Raw genomic sequence first — 16537 nt, forward strand, 5'->3', positions numbered from 1 at the left:
TCGCGCGGAGAATCGCGCCTGCTCAGCCCTATTTTACGTCGCACTACGGTGTCACCCGTCCACTGCGAACGCAAGTTTCCGGCCATGATGGGCGCCCGTGTCCATTGGTAGCGTTGAAATCGTCATTTTCGGGGTTCCGTCAGGGCCGCCCATTGCCTATAAGGCGCGCCTAGCCCGACAATTTTTGCCCGGCCTGCGCGCGGCATCCCGCCCGTGCGGCGTCGGCTCACACGCGCGAGTGATCTTTCATGCCAAAACGCACCGACATCAAGTCGATCCTGATCATCGGGGCCGGCCCCATCGTTATCGGCCAGGCCTGCGAGTTCGACTATTCCGGCACCCAGGCCGTCAAAGCGCTGCGAGAAGAGGGCTACCGAGTCATTCTGGTGAACTCCAACCCGGCCACGATCATGACCGACCCGGAGCTTGCCGACGCGACCTATATCGAGCCGATCACGCCGGAAGTGGTTGCCAAGATCATCGCCAAGGAGCGGCCCGACGCGCTGCTACCGACAATGGGCGGCCAGACGGCGCTCAACACCGCGCTTAGCCTGCGCCGCATGGGTGTGCTTGAGCGTTACAATGTCGAGATGATCGGCGCCCAGCCCGAAGCCATCGACAAGGCGGAGGATCGTTCGCTGTTCCGCGAGGCGATGGCCAAGATCGGGCTCGAAACGCCGCGTTCGATGCTTGCCAACGCCTCCGACGTCAAAAACGCCGACCGCCAGAAACATGAGGCAAAGCGCAAGGAGCTCAAGGAGAAGTTCTCCGGCGACGCGCTCGACACGGCGCTGGACGATCTCGAAAACGAATGGAACCTCGGCGAGAGCGACCGCAAGCAGCGCTACATGAACCACGCCATGGGCGTGGCTGCCCAGGCGCTCGACTTCGTCGGCCTGCCCGCCATCATCCGCCCCTCCTTCACGCTGGGCGGCACGGGCGGCGGCATTGCCTACAACCGCGAAGAGTTCTTCGAAATCGTCTCGTCGGGCCTCGATGCCTCTCCCACCACCGAAGTTCTGATCGAGGAATCCGTCCTCGGCTGGAAGGAATATGAGATGGAAGTGGTCCGCGACCGCGCGGACAACTGCATCATCATCTGCTCCATCGAGAATGTAGACCCGATGGGCGTGCACACCGGCGATTCCATTACGGTCGCCCCTGCCCTGACGCTGACGGACAAGGAATACCAGATCATGCGCAACGCATCGATTGCGGTGCTGCGCGAGATCGGTGTGGAGACCGGCGGCTCGAACGTCCAGTTCGCCGTCAATCCGGAGAATGGCCGTCTCGTCGTCATCGAGATGAACCCGCGCGTGTCGCGTTCCTCCGCGCTTGCCTCCAAGGCAACCGGCTTCCCCATCGCCAAGGTCGCGGCCAAGCTCGCCGTTGGCTATACGCTGGACGAGCTGGAGAACGACATCACCGGCGGTGCAACCCCCGCCTCTTTCGAACCCTCCATCGACTATGTGGTCACCAAGATCCCACGCTTCGCCTTCGAGAAGTTCCCGGGGTCGAAGCCGGTTCTCTCCACCGCCATGAAGTCGGTGGGTGAAGTCATGGCCATTGGGCGCACCTTTGCCGAATCCTTCCAGAAGGCGCTGCGCGGTCTTGAGACGGGCTTGACCGGCCTCGATGAGATCGAGATCCCCGGCTACGATCCGGAAGGCGATCCGTCTGAAAACAAGAACGCCATCCGCGCCGCGCTTGGCACGCCCACGCCCGACCGCCTGCGCATGGTGGCCGAGGCCATCCGCCTCGGCACCAGTCTCGAAGACGTCCACGCCATGTGCCGCATCGACCCGTGGTTCCTGGAGCAGATTGCAGCGATCCTCGCCATGGAAGAGCGGGTGCGCGAGCATGGCCTGCCGGAGGATGCGGAAAACCTGCGTCTGCTGAAGTCCATGGGCTTCTCGGATGCGCGCCTCGCGTCGCTCACGAAGAAAGAGACGGAAGAGATTCAAAAGAAACGCCATTCTCTTGGCGTCCACCCGGTCTTCAAGCGCATCGACACCTGCGCGGCCGAATTCGCCGCGCCCACCGCCTATATGTACTCCACCTATGAGTTGCCCTTCGCCGGCGCAGTCGCCGACGAGGCGCGCGTCTCCGACCGCAAGAAGGTGGTGATCCTCGGCGGCGGCCCCAACCGCATCGGCCAGGGCATCGAGTTCGACTATTGCTGCTGTCACGCCGCCTTCGCGCTGGCCGATGCCGGCTATGAATCGATTATGGTCAACTGCAACCCGGAGACCGTTTCCACCGACTACGACACCTCCGACCGCCTCTATTTCGAGCCGCTGACGCCTGAAGACGTGCTGGAAATCCTGCGCGCCGAACAGAAGGCGGGCACGCTGCACGGCGTGATCGTGCAGTTCGGCGGCCAGACGCCGCTCAAGCTTGCCGACGCGCTTGAAAAGGCCGGCATCCCGATCCTCGGCACCGCGCCCGACATGATCGACCTGGCCGAAGACCGCGACCGCTTCCAGAAGCTTCTGATCAAGCTCGGCCTGAAGCAGCCGAAAAACGGCATCGCCTATTCGGTGGAGCAGGCCCGCGTCGTCGCGTCCGAACTCGGCTTTCCGCTGGTCGTGCGCCCGTCCTACGTTCTGGGCGGCCGCGCCATGCAGATCATCCACAACGAGACCATGCTGCAGACCTATCTGCTCGATACGGTGCCGGGCCTCGTGCCCGAGGAAATCCGCCAGAAGTATCCGGCCGACAAGACCGGTCAGATCAACACGCTTCTGTCCAAGAACCCGCTTCTCTTCGACACCTATCTCACCGAAGCGGTCGAAGTGGATGTAGACTGCCTCTCGGACGGCGGCCAGACCTATGTTTCGGGCATCATGGAGCACATTGAGGAAGCAGGCATTCACTCCGGCGACTCCGCCTGCTCCCTGCCCGTTCACTCTCTCGACGAAGGCCTTGTCGCAGAACTGGAACAGCAGACAGCCGCCCTCGCCCGCGCGCTGAAGGTCGGCGGCCTGATGAACGTACAGTACGCCGTCAAAAACGGCGAGATCTACGTGCTAGAGGTCAACCCCCGCGCCTCGCGCACGGTTCCCTTCGTCGCCAAGACCATCGGCCGCCCCATCGCCAAGATCGCCGCCCGCATCATGTCGGGCGAGACGCTGGAAAACGCCTTCGCCCATTACGGCACGATGCCGAACGCGCGCGACCTCGGTCATATCGCGGTCAAGGAAGCCGTCTTCCCCTTCGCCCGGTTTCCCGGCGTCGACACGCTGCTCGGACCGGAGATGAAATCCACCGGCGAGGTGATGGGTCTGGACACCGACTATGCGCTCGCCTTTGCCAAGGCGCAGCTCGGTGCCGGCGTCGACCTGCCGCGCGAAGGAACCCTGTTTGTGTCGGTGCGAGACGACGACAAGGCCCGCGTCCTGCCGGCCGTCAAGCGGCTTGCCGATGCCGGTTGGCATGTTCTGGCCACCGGTGGCACGGCCCGCTTCCTGCGCGAAAACGGTATCGAGGCCGAGAAGATCAACAAGGTTCTGGAAGGCCGCCCGCACATCGAGGACGCCATCCGCAACCGTCAGGTCCAGCTTGTCTTCAACTCGACGGACGGCCAGAAGGCCATGTCGGACTCCAAATCGCTGCGCCGCGCGACACTGATGCAGAAAGTGCCCTATTACACGACCATGGCAGGTGCGGAAGCTGCCGCCGAAGCCATTGTCGCATTGAAGGCCGGCAGCCTCGAAGTGCGCCCGCTGCAGAGCTACTTCATCTGAACGGCAGATCAGCACGAGCGCAGCCGCCCCGCTGAGAGCGATTCCAGGAAAAGTGGAAACCGATTTTCCGTCCTGAATTGCGTAAAAGCAAACAGTCAGACCGCTTCATCGATTCCATGAAACGCTGAAGCGGTCTCGGCCCGGCGGCTGCGCCTCGCCCTGAAATCCCGCACCTCATATCAGGTGCGAACGGCACCAATGCCGCAACCGCGGGTGCCTTTCATTCGCGGCTCTCCCAATCCCTTCGACAGGCTCACGCGCGCCGCCACGGCGAACGCGATGGGAGCCCATTGCCGAATTGATACAATTCGACTGGTACGATCGGGTAAACAGAAATACCAATCCACCATAAACCAAACGACTGCATGATTTTCAGGATAATATTGTTTTTAATATAAAAACCCTCAGATCGCCCCCCATGAGGACAAAGGTTTACATAGTAAAAAAGCCATCAAATCCGAACATCCGGGCTAAACATCAACATCATTGGCACGGCACTCAAGAAGCCAGAGCGCCTGCCAAATTGTCGGAGCACGAGATCGGGGTCGGTATTGCAGCGCCCCGTGTGAATTTTAAGCACCAAGGACTTTTGCAATGAAGCCATTTTTGAGAATTGCCCTACCTCTTTTCGCGTTGCTGGCTGTGGTTGCGGCCTGCTCGGATCTGGCAACGCTCAAGAAGAAGATCGTTTCCTTCCCCGCATCGGAACTCGTGTGGATCGAGATCCCGGATTCGGGCGGCATCAGATATGCCAATGTCCGCGGCGACCTGGCAGGCGACGGCCCCTATGAGGCTTTCGTCCTGTTCCCCGCCGGCAAGGACAACCCGTATCACTATCACACCCGGTCCATCCCGACGGTGGTGTTAAAGGGCACTTTTTACGCCGTGATCGACGGTCAGCGGACGGAATATCCGGCAGGTTCGTTCTACGATCTGCCGGGGCACCTGAAGCATTTCAGCGGTTGCGCTGATGGCGTCGACTGCCTCCTTTTCCAGTATCAGGACAGGGGGTTTGACCTTGTCCCGCAACGGGAAGAGAACGCGGCTCATTTGATGAAGTCCGAGCGCGCCCCTGTCGGGGCGCGCTCAATTCCCACGCTCGAAAAGACGACGGCTAACTGCGCCGGTAAAGCCACAGAACGAGTGGTGACAGCACGATTGTCAAAAGTGCCGGCGCAACAAGCGCAAGCACCACTTCGCCCCCTGTGGCCGTTCCGCTCATCAGCCCCCGCAGGGCCGTCGTCATGTGCGACACAGGGTTCCGCACCACAAACGCCTCCAGCCAGCCCGGCATCGTTTCCGGACGCACCATGATGTTGGAGGCGAACACCAGCGGAAAGATGAATGTGAAACCGATGGTCATCACGGTCATCGGTGTGCGGATCAGCAATCCGAGCACGATGAAAATCCAGCCGACACCAAAGCCAATGGCGATAAGAAGCACAAAGGACGCAACAACCCCCGCGATCCCCGCTTCCGGGCGATAGCCCAGCACAAGTCCCACGGTGAGAATGATCAGCCCCGCAATGGTGTGACGCAGAACATCGCCCACCATAAGCCCCGCAAAGGGCGAAAGGGACCAGATGGGCAGCGAGCGAAAGCGCTCAAACAGGCCCTTGGAGAGGTCCGTCGACAGACCCATGCCGGAATAGACCGAGTTGAAGACCACGGTCTGCACCAGGATGCCGGGCAGGAAGAATTGCAGATAGTCGCTCGTGGACCCGGCCAGCGCGCCACCGAAAACGAATGTGAACAGCAGCGTGAACATGAGGGGCGTCATGATCAGGTCGAACAGTTGCTCGGGCACGTGCTTGAATTTCAGCACCGCCCGCCAGCCGAAGGTCAGTGCATTGGAAATTGCGGACGGTCGGGGTGGCCGTGCCAGGCTGGACAGCATTGCAGGGCCGTTTTCCATGGAATTCATGATGCCTCTCCCCCGGTCTCTTCCTCCATGGGCTGCCCGGTCAGTGCGAAAAACACTTCGTCCAGGCTCGGTGAGCCCATAGAAAAGTCGGAAAGCTCTATCCCAGCTGAAATCAGCGACGCAAGCGCTTCGTTGGCGGCTCGGGTCGAGCCGGCGACCACGGAAAGCTGGGCGCCTTCGGCGCTGCGCTGCACGGTCGCCCCCAAAGTCCGCTCCAGAATGGCCTCCGCCTCGTCCAGTCGTCCATTGTCGGCAAGCGCGACATGGAGGAAGCCGGAGCCGATGGCCGATTTGAGCTCCCGGCTCGTGCCTTCAGCGATTTTGCGGCCACGATCAATAACGGCGATACGCGCGGCCAGCTGATCGGCCTCCTCAAGATACTGCGTCGTCAGAAGGATCGTTACGCCCGACTGAGCGAGCGCGCGGATCATTTTCCAGACGCCCTGCCGCGCTTTCGGATCGAGCCCCGTCGTGGGTTCGTCGAGGAACAGGACGCCCGGTGTGACGATCAGCGAAGCGGCAATATCGAGCCGCCTCCGCATCCCGCCGGAATAGGATTTGACCTGTTTTCTGGCTGCATCCGAGAGCTCGAAAGCTGCAAGCAGCTCGTCCGCTCTCGCCTTGGCAAGACTGCCTGAAAAGCCCCAGAGCCGGGCGAGCATGACAAGGTTTTCACGACCCGTCAGGTCTTCGTCGAGCGAGGCAAACTGCCCCGTCAGCGCAATGACACCTCTCACCGCCTGCGGGTCTGAAACAACATCGTGCCCCATGACGGTTGCGGACCCGCTATCCGGACGCGCAAGTGTGGCGAGCAGGCGGATCAGCGTGGTCTTGCCCGCGCCATTTGGCCCCAGAATGCCGAAGATCATGCCCCGCGGGACATCCAGATCGATGCCGTCCAGCGCCGTGACATCTCCATAGCGCTTGGCCAATCCGCGCACGGAAATCGCAAGAGGCAATGTGTCGTGGGCGGCCGGCATGGTGCCCACCGGGTTCAAATCGTTCATGTGCAATCCTCCGGGCAGCCGTTTCCCATCACTGCAAAACGGACCACTGCAAGACGGATCCGCGAGGCAGTATCCGACAGCGCGGAGACATACACCAATCCAGAGTTCGTCAGAACCGGGTTATCGAGCGCGCTCGAACGCTGCTGACACCTCCCGCCGAGGCCACATTTCAGTCGCGCAGCCCGGTTTCCCGGAGCAACCCCTTGCGCTTGGCATCGTAGTAGTAACCGCTGGCATAAAAGCGCACCGCGCGATCTTCGTTTCCATCGGCGGTGATGTATGCGCCACGGAGGTATTTGACCGCATATTTCAGATTGGTTTCGGCATCCAGCAAACCGGAAGCAGGGCCGCGATAGCCCATGGTCTGCGCCGTATCGTGACGAATCTGCATCAGCCCCCAATAAATGCGGTTGCGGGCCGTCGGATTAAAATTGCTCTCCCGCTTCACGACCCTGCGCACCAGCCGCTCAGGCACTTCATAGATGCCGGCATACTGAGCGATCAGCGCATCGAGCTCGGCGCTGCGCGGAGCAACGGGGTCCACACTTGCGCCGGCTTCCAGTGCCGTCAGCGCGGCGGAAGGCGGACGCTGGCCGGCAAACGCTTCAGGGCTTACGTCTTCATCGGAGATCGCGGCATCCTGCTCTGCGACCAGGCTGTTCGCAACAACCGCCGCATCGGCGCTGCTTTCGGTGGCATCGGCTTTGGCCTGACCATCGCTCCCGGTCGTTGTGCAACCGGCCATGGATGGCATGGCGATCACGAGACCGATAACGAACATTCGGGAAAACAATGGCAAGGCGCATTCCTTCGATAAGATCATCCCCACCCGCGCGCCTTCTATCGTGCTACGCGAAGCGTGGCAATCTCATGTCAGGACAATACCCGTTCACTCTTTGTACCATAGTGTTTCCATGCTAAAAGCGACGCCGAAAACAGTGTGGTTGGGAGCGCCATGACCTCCAGTGCTTATCACGTGTTCGAAACGGCGTTTGGCTTTTGCGGTGCAGGCTGGAGCGAAGCGGGCCTTGCGCGCTTCATTCTTCCCACGCCCGAGGCAGAGCCTGTCGAACGATTGCTGAAACAGCGCCTGCCGGTCTCCAGAGCCGCTCAGCCGGCCGGCGCAATGGCCGATCTTGTGGCAGCCGCACAGCGCTATTTCGACGGCAGCCAGGAAAGCTTTTCCAGCGTGCCTCTCGATCTTTCAGGCGTCAGCCCGTTTCACCATGCGCTTTACACCGCCATGCGGCGCCTCGCCTATGGCGAGACAACAACCTATGGAGCGCTTTGCGAAAGTGTCGGATTCCCGAAAGCCACCCGGGAAACGGGCGCAGCCATGGGCCAGAACCCCGTCCCCCTCATCATCCCCTGCCATCGCGTGCTTGCCGCAGGCGGCAGGATCGGTGGATTTTCCGCCCATGGCGGCATCACGACAAAGCAGAAGATGCTCGCACTGGAAAACGCTCGCTCGCCAAACGCGCTCCCTGCGCAGGGAGCCTTCTCATTCTAGCGGGAGTTGAATCCCGCACCTTGCACGTGAGCGCGCAGCACGCATAATAAACACGATTCGGATGGCCCCGGTGATTAATGGGGACAGCCACAATCTTGCCGTCAATCGGTCGATTTATCGGCGGCATTTCTGTCCAGCGTTGGGTTCGTTGCGTCCGTGATTTTCAATCGGCGGGAATACCATGCTCCAATCTACCGACAACGGCATCAAAAATCGCCTGACTGAACCGTCGGCGATGATCGCAGAGGTCAAGCGCCTGCTCACAAAAGGCGTTGCGATGGACCAGATCGCTCCAGAACTGTCGAAGCAGTTCTATATCGACATCGATCTTCTCAATGCGGTGTTGCGCGCGATGCGCAAGAAGATGGCTGCCGGAAAGATGGACGAAAACGGCAAAGCGCACCCCCCGTCCGGCATCAGCGACAAAGCCGCGGCCTGAACAATTCCGACACAATATTCGTGCAATTTGTGTCGAATTTTCCCAACCCCGAACACCGTTTCAAAATCCCTCTCTGGTAGCAACGGAAGAACAGACACAACCGTTGCACAAATTTGCACCAGAACCAGGAGAGGACGCTTCGTGTTGCTCGGAAATATATTGAACCTGCCGCTGATCGACAGGTATACGCCACCGGTCAGACAGCCAGATACCCAGGACCCTGCTTCTCCGTCGAATGGGACGACGCAGCCCCAACCGACCGATGGGGAAACCACGGGCTCCAGCGGTTCTTCGGGTCAGGCGCAGCCCCCCGCGAACACATCCGGCGGGGGCCAGTCCCACACATCGTCAAGCGGCTCTGCCGCCGTGGAAAGCAGATACCGTGTCTCCTCGATGAACAGGTTGCCCGAAGAGCCCGAAGACGGCGTCAGGATCGAAGCCTGGGCGAGACGCGCGGCGCTTGAGGTTCAGAAAAACGAACAATTCGCGTCCATGCTGCAGCGCATTTCCAGCCCGGAATCTGCCGCCCGGATCGCTCTCCTCCACAAGGATCCTGAAAACGGTCCGGATCTCCTTTCCGTGGCCGCCGCCTATAGTGAAAATCAGGACCACCGGTCGGTTGCACCCGGCAGCTCCGAGAGTTGACGACAGGACAGAAGCCCGGCCTTGTCGGGCTTCTGTTTATTCAGAACTTTGTCCGCGAGGCAGACGCAGGCCAGCCACACCGCCATCTCTCGCTCAACGAGACAACGACTTTCCGGGGATCGCGGAACACCCGCGCAGCATTCAGCGGGCGCAAATCCATAGCAGAGCCCGCCTCCATTGGCCTGGCAAGCAGGTCACCCTGTACGAGATCGGCACCGATCGACATCGCCGCCAGAAGATGGACCGGGTCCTCGAGCCCCTTGATCGAAACCTTGATGCCACTGCGCTGGAGATTCTCCGCCATCTGACGCATCAATCGCACCGCCGACGTAATGTTTGCCACACGGCGAAACCATGAACCGTCGACGTTCACGATGTCCGGCTGAACCCGGTCGACAGTGTCCAGAACGTCAGGCTGCGCCCCAAAACCGTCCACCGCTATGCGAACGCCCGCCGACCGTATCGTCTCGATAAACCGGCTGGAAATCTCCTTATCATCCGGCCCGGTGCCCGACACGCAGAACACCAGTGACCGCGGAGAAACGGCCGTCTCCGCAAGCCGGGCGAAAGCAAGTGCCAGATGATCCAGCGCTTTGGGTCCGCGAAGCAATGCCGGCCCGAACGGAAGATGAAGCGAGAGGCTCTCCTGCCCAGTATGAAGATGATTTCCGATATGCATCAGATTGCAAAGGGACTGTAGTTCTTCCTCTGCTGCGTCATCGACGGAAGAGAAAAGCACTTCCGGTTTCACTGGCGTGAAGTCGACCAGCGGCAATACCGACGCCTCAAGGCCCTCCGGTATCAGCCTGCCGGACGATATCCGGAAAACAGGCTGATAGAGGGAACGGAGCCGGTAGACCCCGTACACACCCGTTTCCAGACCGATTTCATCGGCGATGAGCGCACCGCAGGCCGGGGATGCTGATCGTCCTGGCATCTTTCTAGGTTCCACGGCGACCGAAGGTGCGTTTGCTTCTGTTCGGCGAAACATCGCGCATGGTCGTTTCGGCCTTGCCCTGCTCCAGGCGGTCCGCCGTGCCGGCAAGTGCCCGTCGGCGCTCGCTCTCGCGCGCAGCTTCGAATTCCTCAAACGCACCTGGAGCCAGTTGCGGTCGGGCAAGCGCGAACCCCTGAACCATGGAGACACCGCAGCTTTCAGCGAGTTCAAGCTGCTGGCCGGTTTCAATTCCCTCGAAAACGGTGCGAATGCCCTTCTCGGAGAAGGCGCGGACCATCTCGGTCAGCATCGCAACGCCGGGGGCGGATGCTAGGAGATGGCCCGTCCACGCGCCATCGAACTTAACGATGTCAGGTCCCAGTGCCTCTATGCGCCTGAGGTCGGAACTGTCTGCTCCGTAGTCGTCGACCGCGACCCGGTGCCCATATCCCTTGAGTGCCTCCACAAAGCCGAGAAGTGTCTCGTCCGATTCCGTTTCCTGTTCGGTGATTTCACAGACAACGCGCTCGGCCGTGATACCGGAATCTTTCAGAACAACCTGAACATCGCGCAGCGCACTTGCCGCAGAAGCGGCATCGACGAAATGCGATGGGTCGAAATTGACGAAAAGCGATGCGGTTTCACTGAGACTGACACCGGCGTTGAGAAGATGCAGCGTTCTTGCAAGCGCTTCGACCTGAAAGCGGTCGACCTCGGGAATGCTGGAAAAAAACGTTCCAGGGCCGACCGGCCGCTCATCCCGAAAAGGGCGGATCAACCCCTCATAGGCGGTCACGAGAAGACGGCCTTCACGAAAGGAGAAAATCGGCTGAAAGGCGGATTTCAATGTGTAACCGCCCCAGATGCCCACAGCCGTCCCGTCATCCTGTCGGGCGATGTGGGCGAGGCCGATGCTGCGCGACATGCTGCGCTTCCTCAAGTCTCGTCATTCATGGGGCTTAAAATGCCAGCAAACGCCTTTATTCGCCGTTAACGACTGGTTTAACGCCGCAAAACGGCTGGCCGCTTGCGATTCTTTCCGCGATCGGACATGAAGGACCACGCTGAAGCTCAGTGTAAATCTCACAGGAACCGGAGTCCTCCAATATGGCTTTCCTTGCCGACGCCCTTTCACGCGTAAAACCATCCGCAACCATCGCGGTTTCCCAAAAAGCGCGCGAACTGAAATCTCAGGGCCGCGACGTGATCGGCCTTGGCGCGGGAGAGCCGGATTTCGACACGCCGGACAATGTGAAGAAAGCGGCAATCGAAGCGATCAATCGCGGCGAGACGAAATACACGCCCGTCTCCGGCATCCAGCCCCTGCGCGAGGCGATCGCAGCCAAGTTCAAGCGCGAGAACAATCTCGACTATGACTGGAAACAGACCATTGTCGCCACCGGCGGCAAGCAGGTTCTGTTCAACGCCATGATGGCAACGCTCAATGCCGGCGATGAAGTGGTCATCCCCAGCCCCTACTGGGTCAGCTACCCGGAGATGGTTTCCATTTGCGGCGGTACGCCGGTCGCGGCTGAGACCAGCATCGAGAACGGCTTCAAGCTCACCGCCGAGGCGCTCGAGAAGGCGATCACGCCGAAGACCAAATGGCTGATCATGAATTCGCCATCCAATCCTTCGGGAGCGGCCTATACGGCAGAAGAGCTCAAAGCTCTTGCCGACGTGCTGCTCGCCCACCCGAATGTATGGGTGCTGACCGATGACATGTACGAGCACCTGACCTACGGCGATTTCAGGTTTCACACCATCGCCGAGGTGGAGCCGAAGCTCTACGAGCGCACACTGACCATGAACGGCGTCTCCAAGGCCTACGCAATGACAGGCTGGCGTATCGGCTATGCCGCAGGTCCCGTCGAGCTCATCAAGGCCATGGACATGATCCAGGGGCAGCAGACCTCCGGCGCATGCAGCATCGCCCAGTGGGCGGCTGTCGAAGCACTCAACGGCCCGCAGGATTTCGTCGCCAGGAACAAGGCAATCTTCCAGGGGCGCCGTGACCTGGTGGTGTCCATGCTCAATCAGGCAAGGGGGATCAAATGCCCGGTTCCCGAAGGCGCGTTCTACGTCTACCCGTCCTGCGCCGAACTGATCGGCAAATCGGCACCGTCCGGCAGGACGATCGAGACCGACGAAGATTTCGTATCTGAACTGCTCGAAGCGGAAGGCGTGGCCGTCGTGCACGGCTCTGCCTTTGGTCTCGGCCCCAATTTCCGCATCTCTTACGCCACTTCCGAGGCCCTTCTCGAAGAGGCATGCAACAGGATCCAGCGCTTCACGGCTTCACTGAAGTAGAAGCAGCTTCGATATCCGGCTATTGCGCCGCAAAATTTTCTTTCTGCGGCGCAATAGTATTAACGCCCTCTTTAAGTTTCGTATTGTTCTCTCCTTTCCAAGGGTTTTGGGGAGACATCGGGGGTCATGAGCATCCTCTCCACCGTGCGCCGCAACGGCAAGCGTGTTTATATCGCCGTTCAGACGCTGCTGATCACTGCGACCGCGCTCGCCGCCGCCGCTTATTTTCTGGCGCCTGGCGAAAGCAGTGTATCGGACTGGCTGCTTTTCACCTGCCTCGCGCTCAGCATCGCCGGCCTGGGCCTGCTTGAATACCTCAAACGCACCGTCACCGATCAGCTGAGGGATGCGGTGCGCATCGAGGCCGAGCGCACACGTCTCACCGAAAACGATCTTCTCACCGGCGCCCTCACCCGCGGGCGGTTTCTCGACGAGCTCAACACCAGCATCGGCACGCTCTCGAAGCCGCGCCGCATCATGCTCCTGCTTGTCGACCTCGACCATTTCAAACAGCTCAATGACGGGTTCGGCCACCAGTTCGGAGACGAAGCGCTGGCACATCTGGTCGCCTGCGCGAAGCACTGTTTCCCCGATTGCACCATCGGCCGGCTCGGCGGCGACGAATTCGCCATTCTGATGTATGGCAACGATCTCGCGCGCTGCCGCTCCCGTGCCGAGAAACTGCTCGCCATGCTGCAGAGAGGCCGGGCCTGCGAGGGGCATCAGATACCACTCGGCGCATCGATCGGTATCGCCGTGGCGCCCCAGCATGCGAGCAGCCACAAGGAGCTTCCCCTGCTCGCCGATCTTGCACTCTATGAGAGCAAGGGCGCCGGTCGCGGCCGTATCACCGTCTTCGATCCCGACATGCTGTCGGAAAAACGCCAGCGCCGCTTCATGGAGCGCGAATTGCGTGCCGCGATCTATCTCAACGAGCTGGAGCTTCACTACCAGCCCCTGACCGACTCCGAGCGCAACTGCATCGAGCTGGAAGGTCTGGTGCGCTGGCGCCATCCCGTGCGCGGTATGGTCTCGCCAGCCGAGTTCATCCCCGTTGCCGAGAGGTCGAACCTGATTGACATGGTCGGCGAATGGGTGTTCCGCCGTGCGTGCCTCGACCTCGACCGTTTCGCCTGCAACCGCATTAGCATCAATGTCTCGGGCGAACAGCTCAAGCGCGATGGCCTCGTGCACATGCTCGATCGCGTGCTGCGTGAGACGGGGGCTTCAGCAAACCGGTTCGTCCTCGAAATCACCGAGACCGTCGCCACCGCTGCGACGCCTGAAATCATCGCCCGCATCGAACGGCTGCGAGAGATGGGTTTCCACATCGCGCTGGACGATTTCGGCACCGGCCATTGCGGTTTCAACTACATCAAGACGCTGCCCATTGATGCGATCAAGATCGACCGCAGCTACATCCGCAACCTTGGCCATGACCGCATTGCCCAGGTGTTCGTCTCAGCCCTCACCCAGATCGCGCGCATTCAGGGTCTCACAATCGTCGCCGAAGGGATCGAGACTGAAGAAGAGTTCGATCTTGCACGCGCCGCCGGCTGCAACCGCTTCCAGGGCTATTTCCTCGGACGGCCTGAGGCCGCGCCCGCGATCCGTCGCAAGAGCGACAATGTCGAGCGTCTGGCATTGACCGCCTGAGAGCCCTTGCCCAAATCCCAAAGCCGTGTGACGATATTTGACGGGGAACGTCGGCGCACCGGCATGTGAGTGCCGCAAACGGGTCTCTCAAGGGCGGAGAATGCTCCTGATCATCCGTCTACGCGCCACGACCGCGCGACGGCCGCACAGGCCGGCCGCCGCTCATGAAACGTGTGCAGGTAAACGCGTGAGAGGAGGCCGCCAGCCATGGGAAAACGCTCGGGAGAGAGAAGCCGCGGACCGAAATGCATCGCCATTGTCGGTCCGTTTGCAAGTGGCAAGACAACCCTGCTCGAAGCCATTCTGGAGCGAACCGGCGCCATAATGAAACAGGCGAGCACGGGATCCGGCACGGTCGGTGATCATTCGGCCGAAGCCAGGGCGCATCAGATGAGCGTAGAGGCGAACATCGCCACCACCGGCTTTCTCGATGAAAGCATCACCTTCGTGGATTGCCCAGGCTCCATCGAGTTCGCCCATGAGGCGGATCCGGTTCTGGCAGCCGCCGACATGGCCATTGTCGTCACCGAACCCGACGAGAAAAAGATCGCCGCCCTGCAACTCACTTTGCACAGGCTCGACGAGCTCGGCATCCCGCGCATGATCTTTCTCAACAAGATCGAGCACGCCACCATGGGTGTGCGCGACATGCTGAAGATGCTGCAGCCCACCAGCGACACGCCGCTGCTTCTACGCCAGATCCCCCTGCGCAAGGACGGCATTGTGATCGGCTCCATCGATCTCGCGCTCGAACGGGCCTACATCTACCGCGAGCATGCGAGCAGCGAGATTGCGCCCATTTCCGACGACGACAGGGCGCGCGAGGTCGAGGCACGGTTTTCCATGCTGGAAACGCTTGCCGACCATGACGACAGGTTGATGGAGCAACTGCTCGAGGAGATCGAACCGCCACGCGACGCGATATTCGACGATCTGGCAGCGGATCTGCGCGAAGGCACGGTAACACCGGTGCTGATCGGATCGGCTGAGAAAGGCAACGGCATACTACGGCTTTTAAAGGCGATTCGGCACGATTCGCCGGATGTTGAAGCCACGCGCGACCGGCTCGGCCTGAAAGATGCCGGGGAAGCCGTTCTCCAGGTCATGAAGACGATCCACACACCACACGGTGGCAAGCTGTCCGTCTCCCGGGTTCTTTGCGGCTCGATCGGGGACGGCACGGAACTGCGCAGCGGCAACACAGTCGACAAGGTCTCCGGTCTCTACACCCTTCTCGGGCGCGAACAAACCAAGGTGGCGAAGGCGGAGGCCGGCGAGACCGTCGCTCTCGGCAAGCTCGAAGGTGTCCGGACAGGTGATACGCTGACAACCGCCAAAGCGCCGCTTGCGCCCCTCATCGCACTGGAGAGCCCGCAGGCAGTCTATTCGGTCGCGGTACACCCGAGCGAACGCAAGGACGAGGCAAAGCTCTCGCTCGCTCTGCAGAAACTCATCGAGGAAGACCCCTCGCTCGGTCTCGAGCAGAGGCAGGAGACCGGCGAGACCGTCTTGTGCGGTCAGGGCGAGATGCATCTGCGCGTCACCCGCGAACGCCTCGAAGGCAAATACCAGATCCCCGTGGACACGGCCGTGCCAAGCGTTGCCTACCGCGAAACGATCCGTAAGGGCACCACCAGACGCGGCCGGCACAAGAAGCAGTCGGGCGGTCACGGTCAGTTCGGCGATGTGGTTCTCGACATACGCCCCCTGCCCCGCGGGGCCGGCTTCGAGTTCACCGACACGATCGCTGGCGGCGTTGTGCCCAAACAGTACATACCGTCTGTGGAAACCGGCGTTCGGGACTTTCTGAAATCCGGGCCGCTCGGATTCCCGGTCATCGATCTTGCCGTCAATCTCGCGGACGGCTCCTACCACTCCGTCGACTCCTCCGACATGGCCTTCCAGCTTGCCGGGCGTCTCGCCATGAAGGAGGGGCTCGGCGAATGTTCGCCCGTCCTGCTGGAGCCCGTCCTCAGGATCGAGGTCTACACGCCATCGGATGCCACGGCCCGTATCACCGCCATCCTGTCGCAGCGGCGTGGCCAGATTCTCGGCTTCGACGCGCGCCCGGGGTGGAGTGGCTGGGATGTGGTGCAGGCGACGATTCCCGCATCCGAGACCGGCGACCTGATCATCGAACTGCGCTCCGCCACCGCCGGCGTCGCCAGCTATCGCGCCACTTTTGATCACATGGCGGAGTTGACCGGACGTCTGGCGGACGCCGCAATGAACGCGCAGGGCAAGGCCGCGTGAGGGAAACGTCAAGCTGGGAGGCTTCCACGCAATCGTGAAGCACCGTGATTTTGAAACGCGGGCGGGCAGTTCTACCACTGGCCTTGGGGTCAGGTCCTGACCTGAAATCA

The 16537-nt window shown here is 60.9% G+C and carries 12 protein-coding genes; 7 read left to right on the plus strand and 5 right to left on the minus strand.

The annotated features are described in order from the left end of the window. The first annotated feature begins 248 nt into the window (after positions 1-248). Positions 249-3746 (plus strand): carbamoyl-phosphate synthase large subunit, encoded by a 3498-nt coding sequence (gene carB, locus KUG85_RS15545; protein WP_223005903.1) that lies wholly within the window; start codon positions 249-251, stop codon positions 3744-3746. Between the two features lie 1114 nt (positions 3747-4860). Here carB and KUG85_RS15550 read toward each other — a convergent pair. The 3 genes from KUG85_RS15550 to KUG85_RS15560 all read right to left on the minus strand — a co-directional run bounded on the left by KUG85_RS15550 (position 4861) and on the right by KUG85_RS15560 (position 7476). Further along, positions 4861-5670 carry an ABC transporter permease gene (locus KUG85_RS15550; RefSeq protein WP_065814857.1) on the minus strand — a complete coding sequence of 270 codons (810 nt, stop codon included), beginning with the start codon at positions 5668-5670 and terminating at the stop codon, positions 4861-4863. Further along, a complete protein-coding gene (locus tag KUG85_RS15555) occupies positions 5667-6677 on the minus strand; it encodes an ATP-binding cassette domain-containing protein (protein WP_223005905.1) in 1011 nt (336 codons plus the stop codon). The genes KUG85_RS15550 and KUG85_RS15555 overlap by 4 nt, the downstream gene beginning before the upstream one ends. 169 nt (positions 6678-6846) lie before the next feature. Further along, positions 6847-7476 (minus strand): lytic transglycosylase domain-containing protein, encoded by a 630-nt coding sequence (locus tag KUG85_RS15560; protein ID WP_255612925.1) that lies wholly within the window; start codon positions 7474-7476, stop codon positions 6847-6849. A gap of 156 nt (positions 7477-7632) precedes the next feature. On the opposite strand from KUG85_RS15560, the gene KUG85_RS15565 reads away from it, so the two are divergent. From KUG85_RS15565 to KUG85_RS15575, 3 genes are all read left to right on the plus strand, one after another. Continuing rightward, complete coding sequence (locus KUG85_RS15565; RefSeq protein ID WP_223005908.1) at positions 7633-8187, plus strand: methylated-DNA--[protein]-cysteine S-methyltransferase; 555 nt, start codon at positions 7633-7635, stop codon at positions 8185-8187. Positions 8188-8368: 181 nt separating this feature from the next. After that, complete coding sequence (locus tag KUG85_RS15570) at positions 8369-8626, plus strand: hypothetical protein (protein WP_223005909.1); 258 nt, start codon at positions 8369-8371, stop codon at positions 8624-8626. 393 nt (positions 8627-9019) lie between these two features. After that, positions 9020-9271: a hypothetical protein gene (locus KUG85_RS15575; RefSeq protein WP_223005911.1), complete on the plus strand. Its 252-nt coding sequence runs from the start codon at positions 9020-9022 to the stop codon at positions 9269-9271. A gap of 40 nt (positions 9272-9311) precedes the next feature. Here the strand turns inward: KUG85_RS15575 and KUG85_RS15580 are convergent, their stop codons facing one another. Continuing rightward, positions 9312-10208 carry an EAL domain-containing protein gene (locus tag KUG85_RS15580; protein WP_223005913.1) on the minus strand — a complete coding sequence of 299 codons (897 nt, stop codon included), beginning with the start codon at positions 10206-10208 and terminating at the stop codon, positions 9312-9314. A gap of 4 nt (positions 10209-10212) precedes the next feature. Beyond that, on the minus strand, positions 10213-11133 hold the full coding sequence (locus tag KUG85_RS15585; RefSeq protein WP_223005914.1) for an EAL domain-containing protein: 921 nt from the start codon (positions 11131-11133) through the stop codon (positions 10213-10215). 182 nt (positions 11134-11315) lie between these two features. Between KUG85_RS15585 and KUG85_RS15590 the strand changes: the two genes are divergently transcribed. The 3 genes from KUG85_RS15590 (at position 11316) to KUG85_RS15600 (ending at position 16427) form a co-directional block, all read left to right on the plus strand. Then, the gene (locus KUG85_RS15590) at positions 11316-12518 is read left to right on the plus strand and encodes a pyridoxal phosphate-dependent aminotransferase (RefSeq protein ID WP_065814849.1); all 1203 of its coding nucleotides are present in this window, start codon (positions 11316-11318) and stop codon (positions 12516-12518) included. A gap of 126 nt (positions 12519-12644) precedes the next feature. Further along, on the plus strand, positions 12645-14174 hold the full coding sequence (locus tag KUG85_RS15595) for a putative bifunctional diguanylate cyclase/phosphodiesterase (protein ID WP_223005916.1): 1530 nt from the start codon (positions 12645-12647) through the stop codon (positions 14172-14174). 207 nt (positions 14175-14381) lie between these two features. Continuing rightward, positions 14382-16427 carry an elongation factor G gene (locus KUG85_RS15600; RefSeq protein ID WP_223005917.1) on the plus strand — a complete coding sequence of 682 codons (2046 nt, stop codon included), beginning with the start codon at positions 14382-14384 and terminating at the stop codon, positions 16425-16427. Positions 16428-16537 lie beyond the last annotated feature (110 nt).

Source organism: Nitratireductor rhodophyticola (assembly GCF_019891355.1).
Classification (GTDB): Bacteria; Pseudomonadota; Alphaproteobacteria; order Rhizobiales; family Rhizobiaceae; genus Nitratireductor; species Nitratireductor rhodophyticola.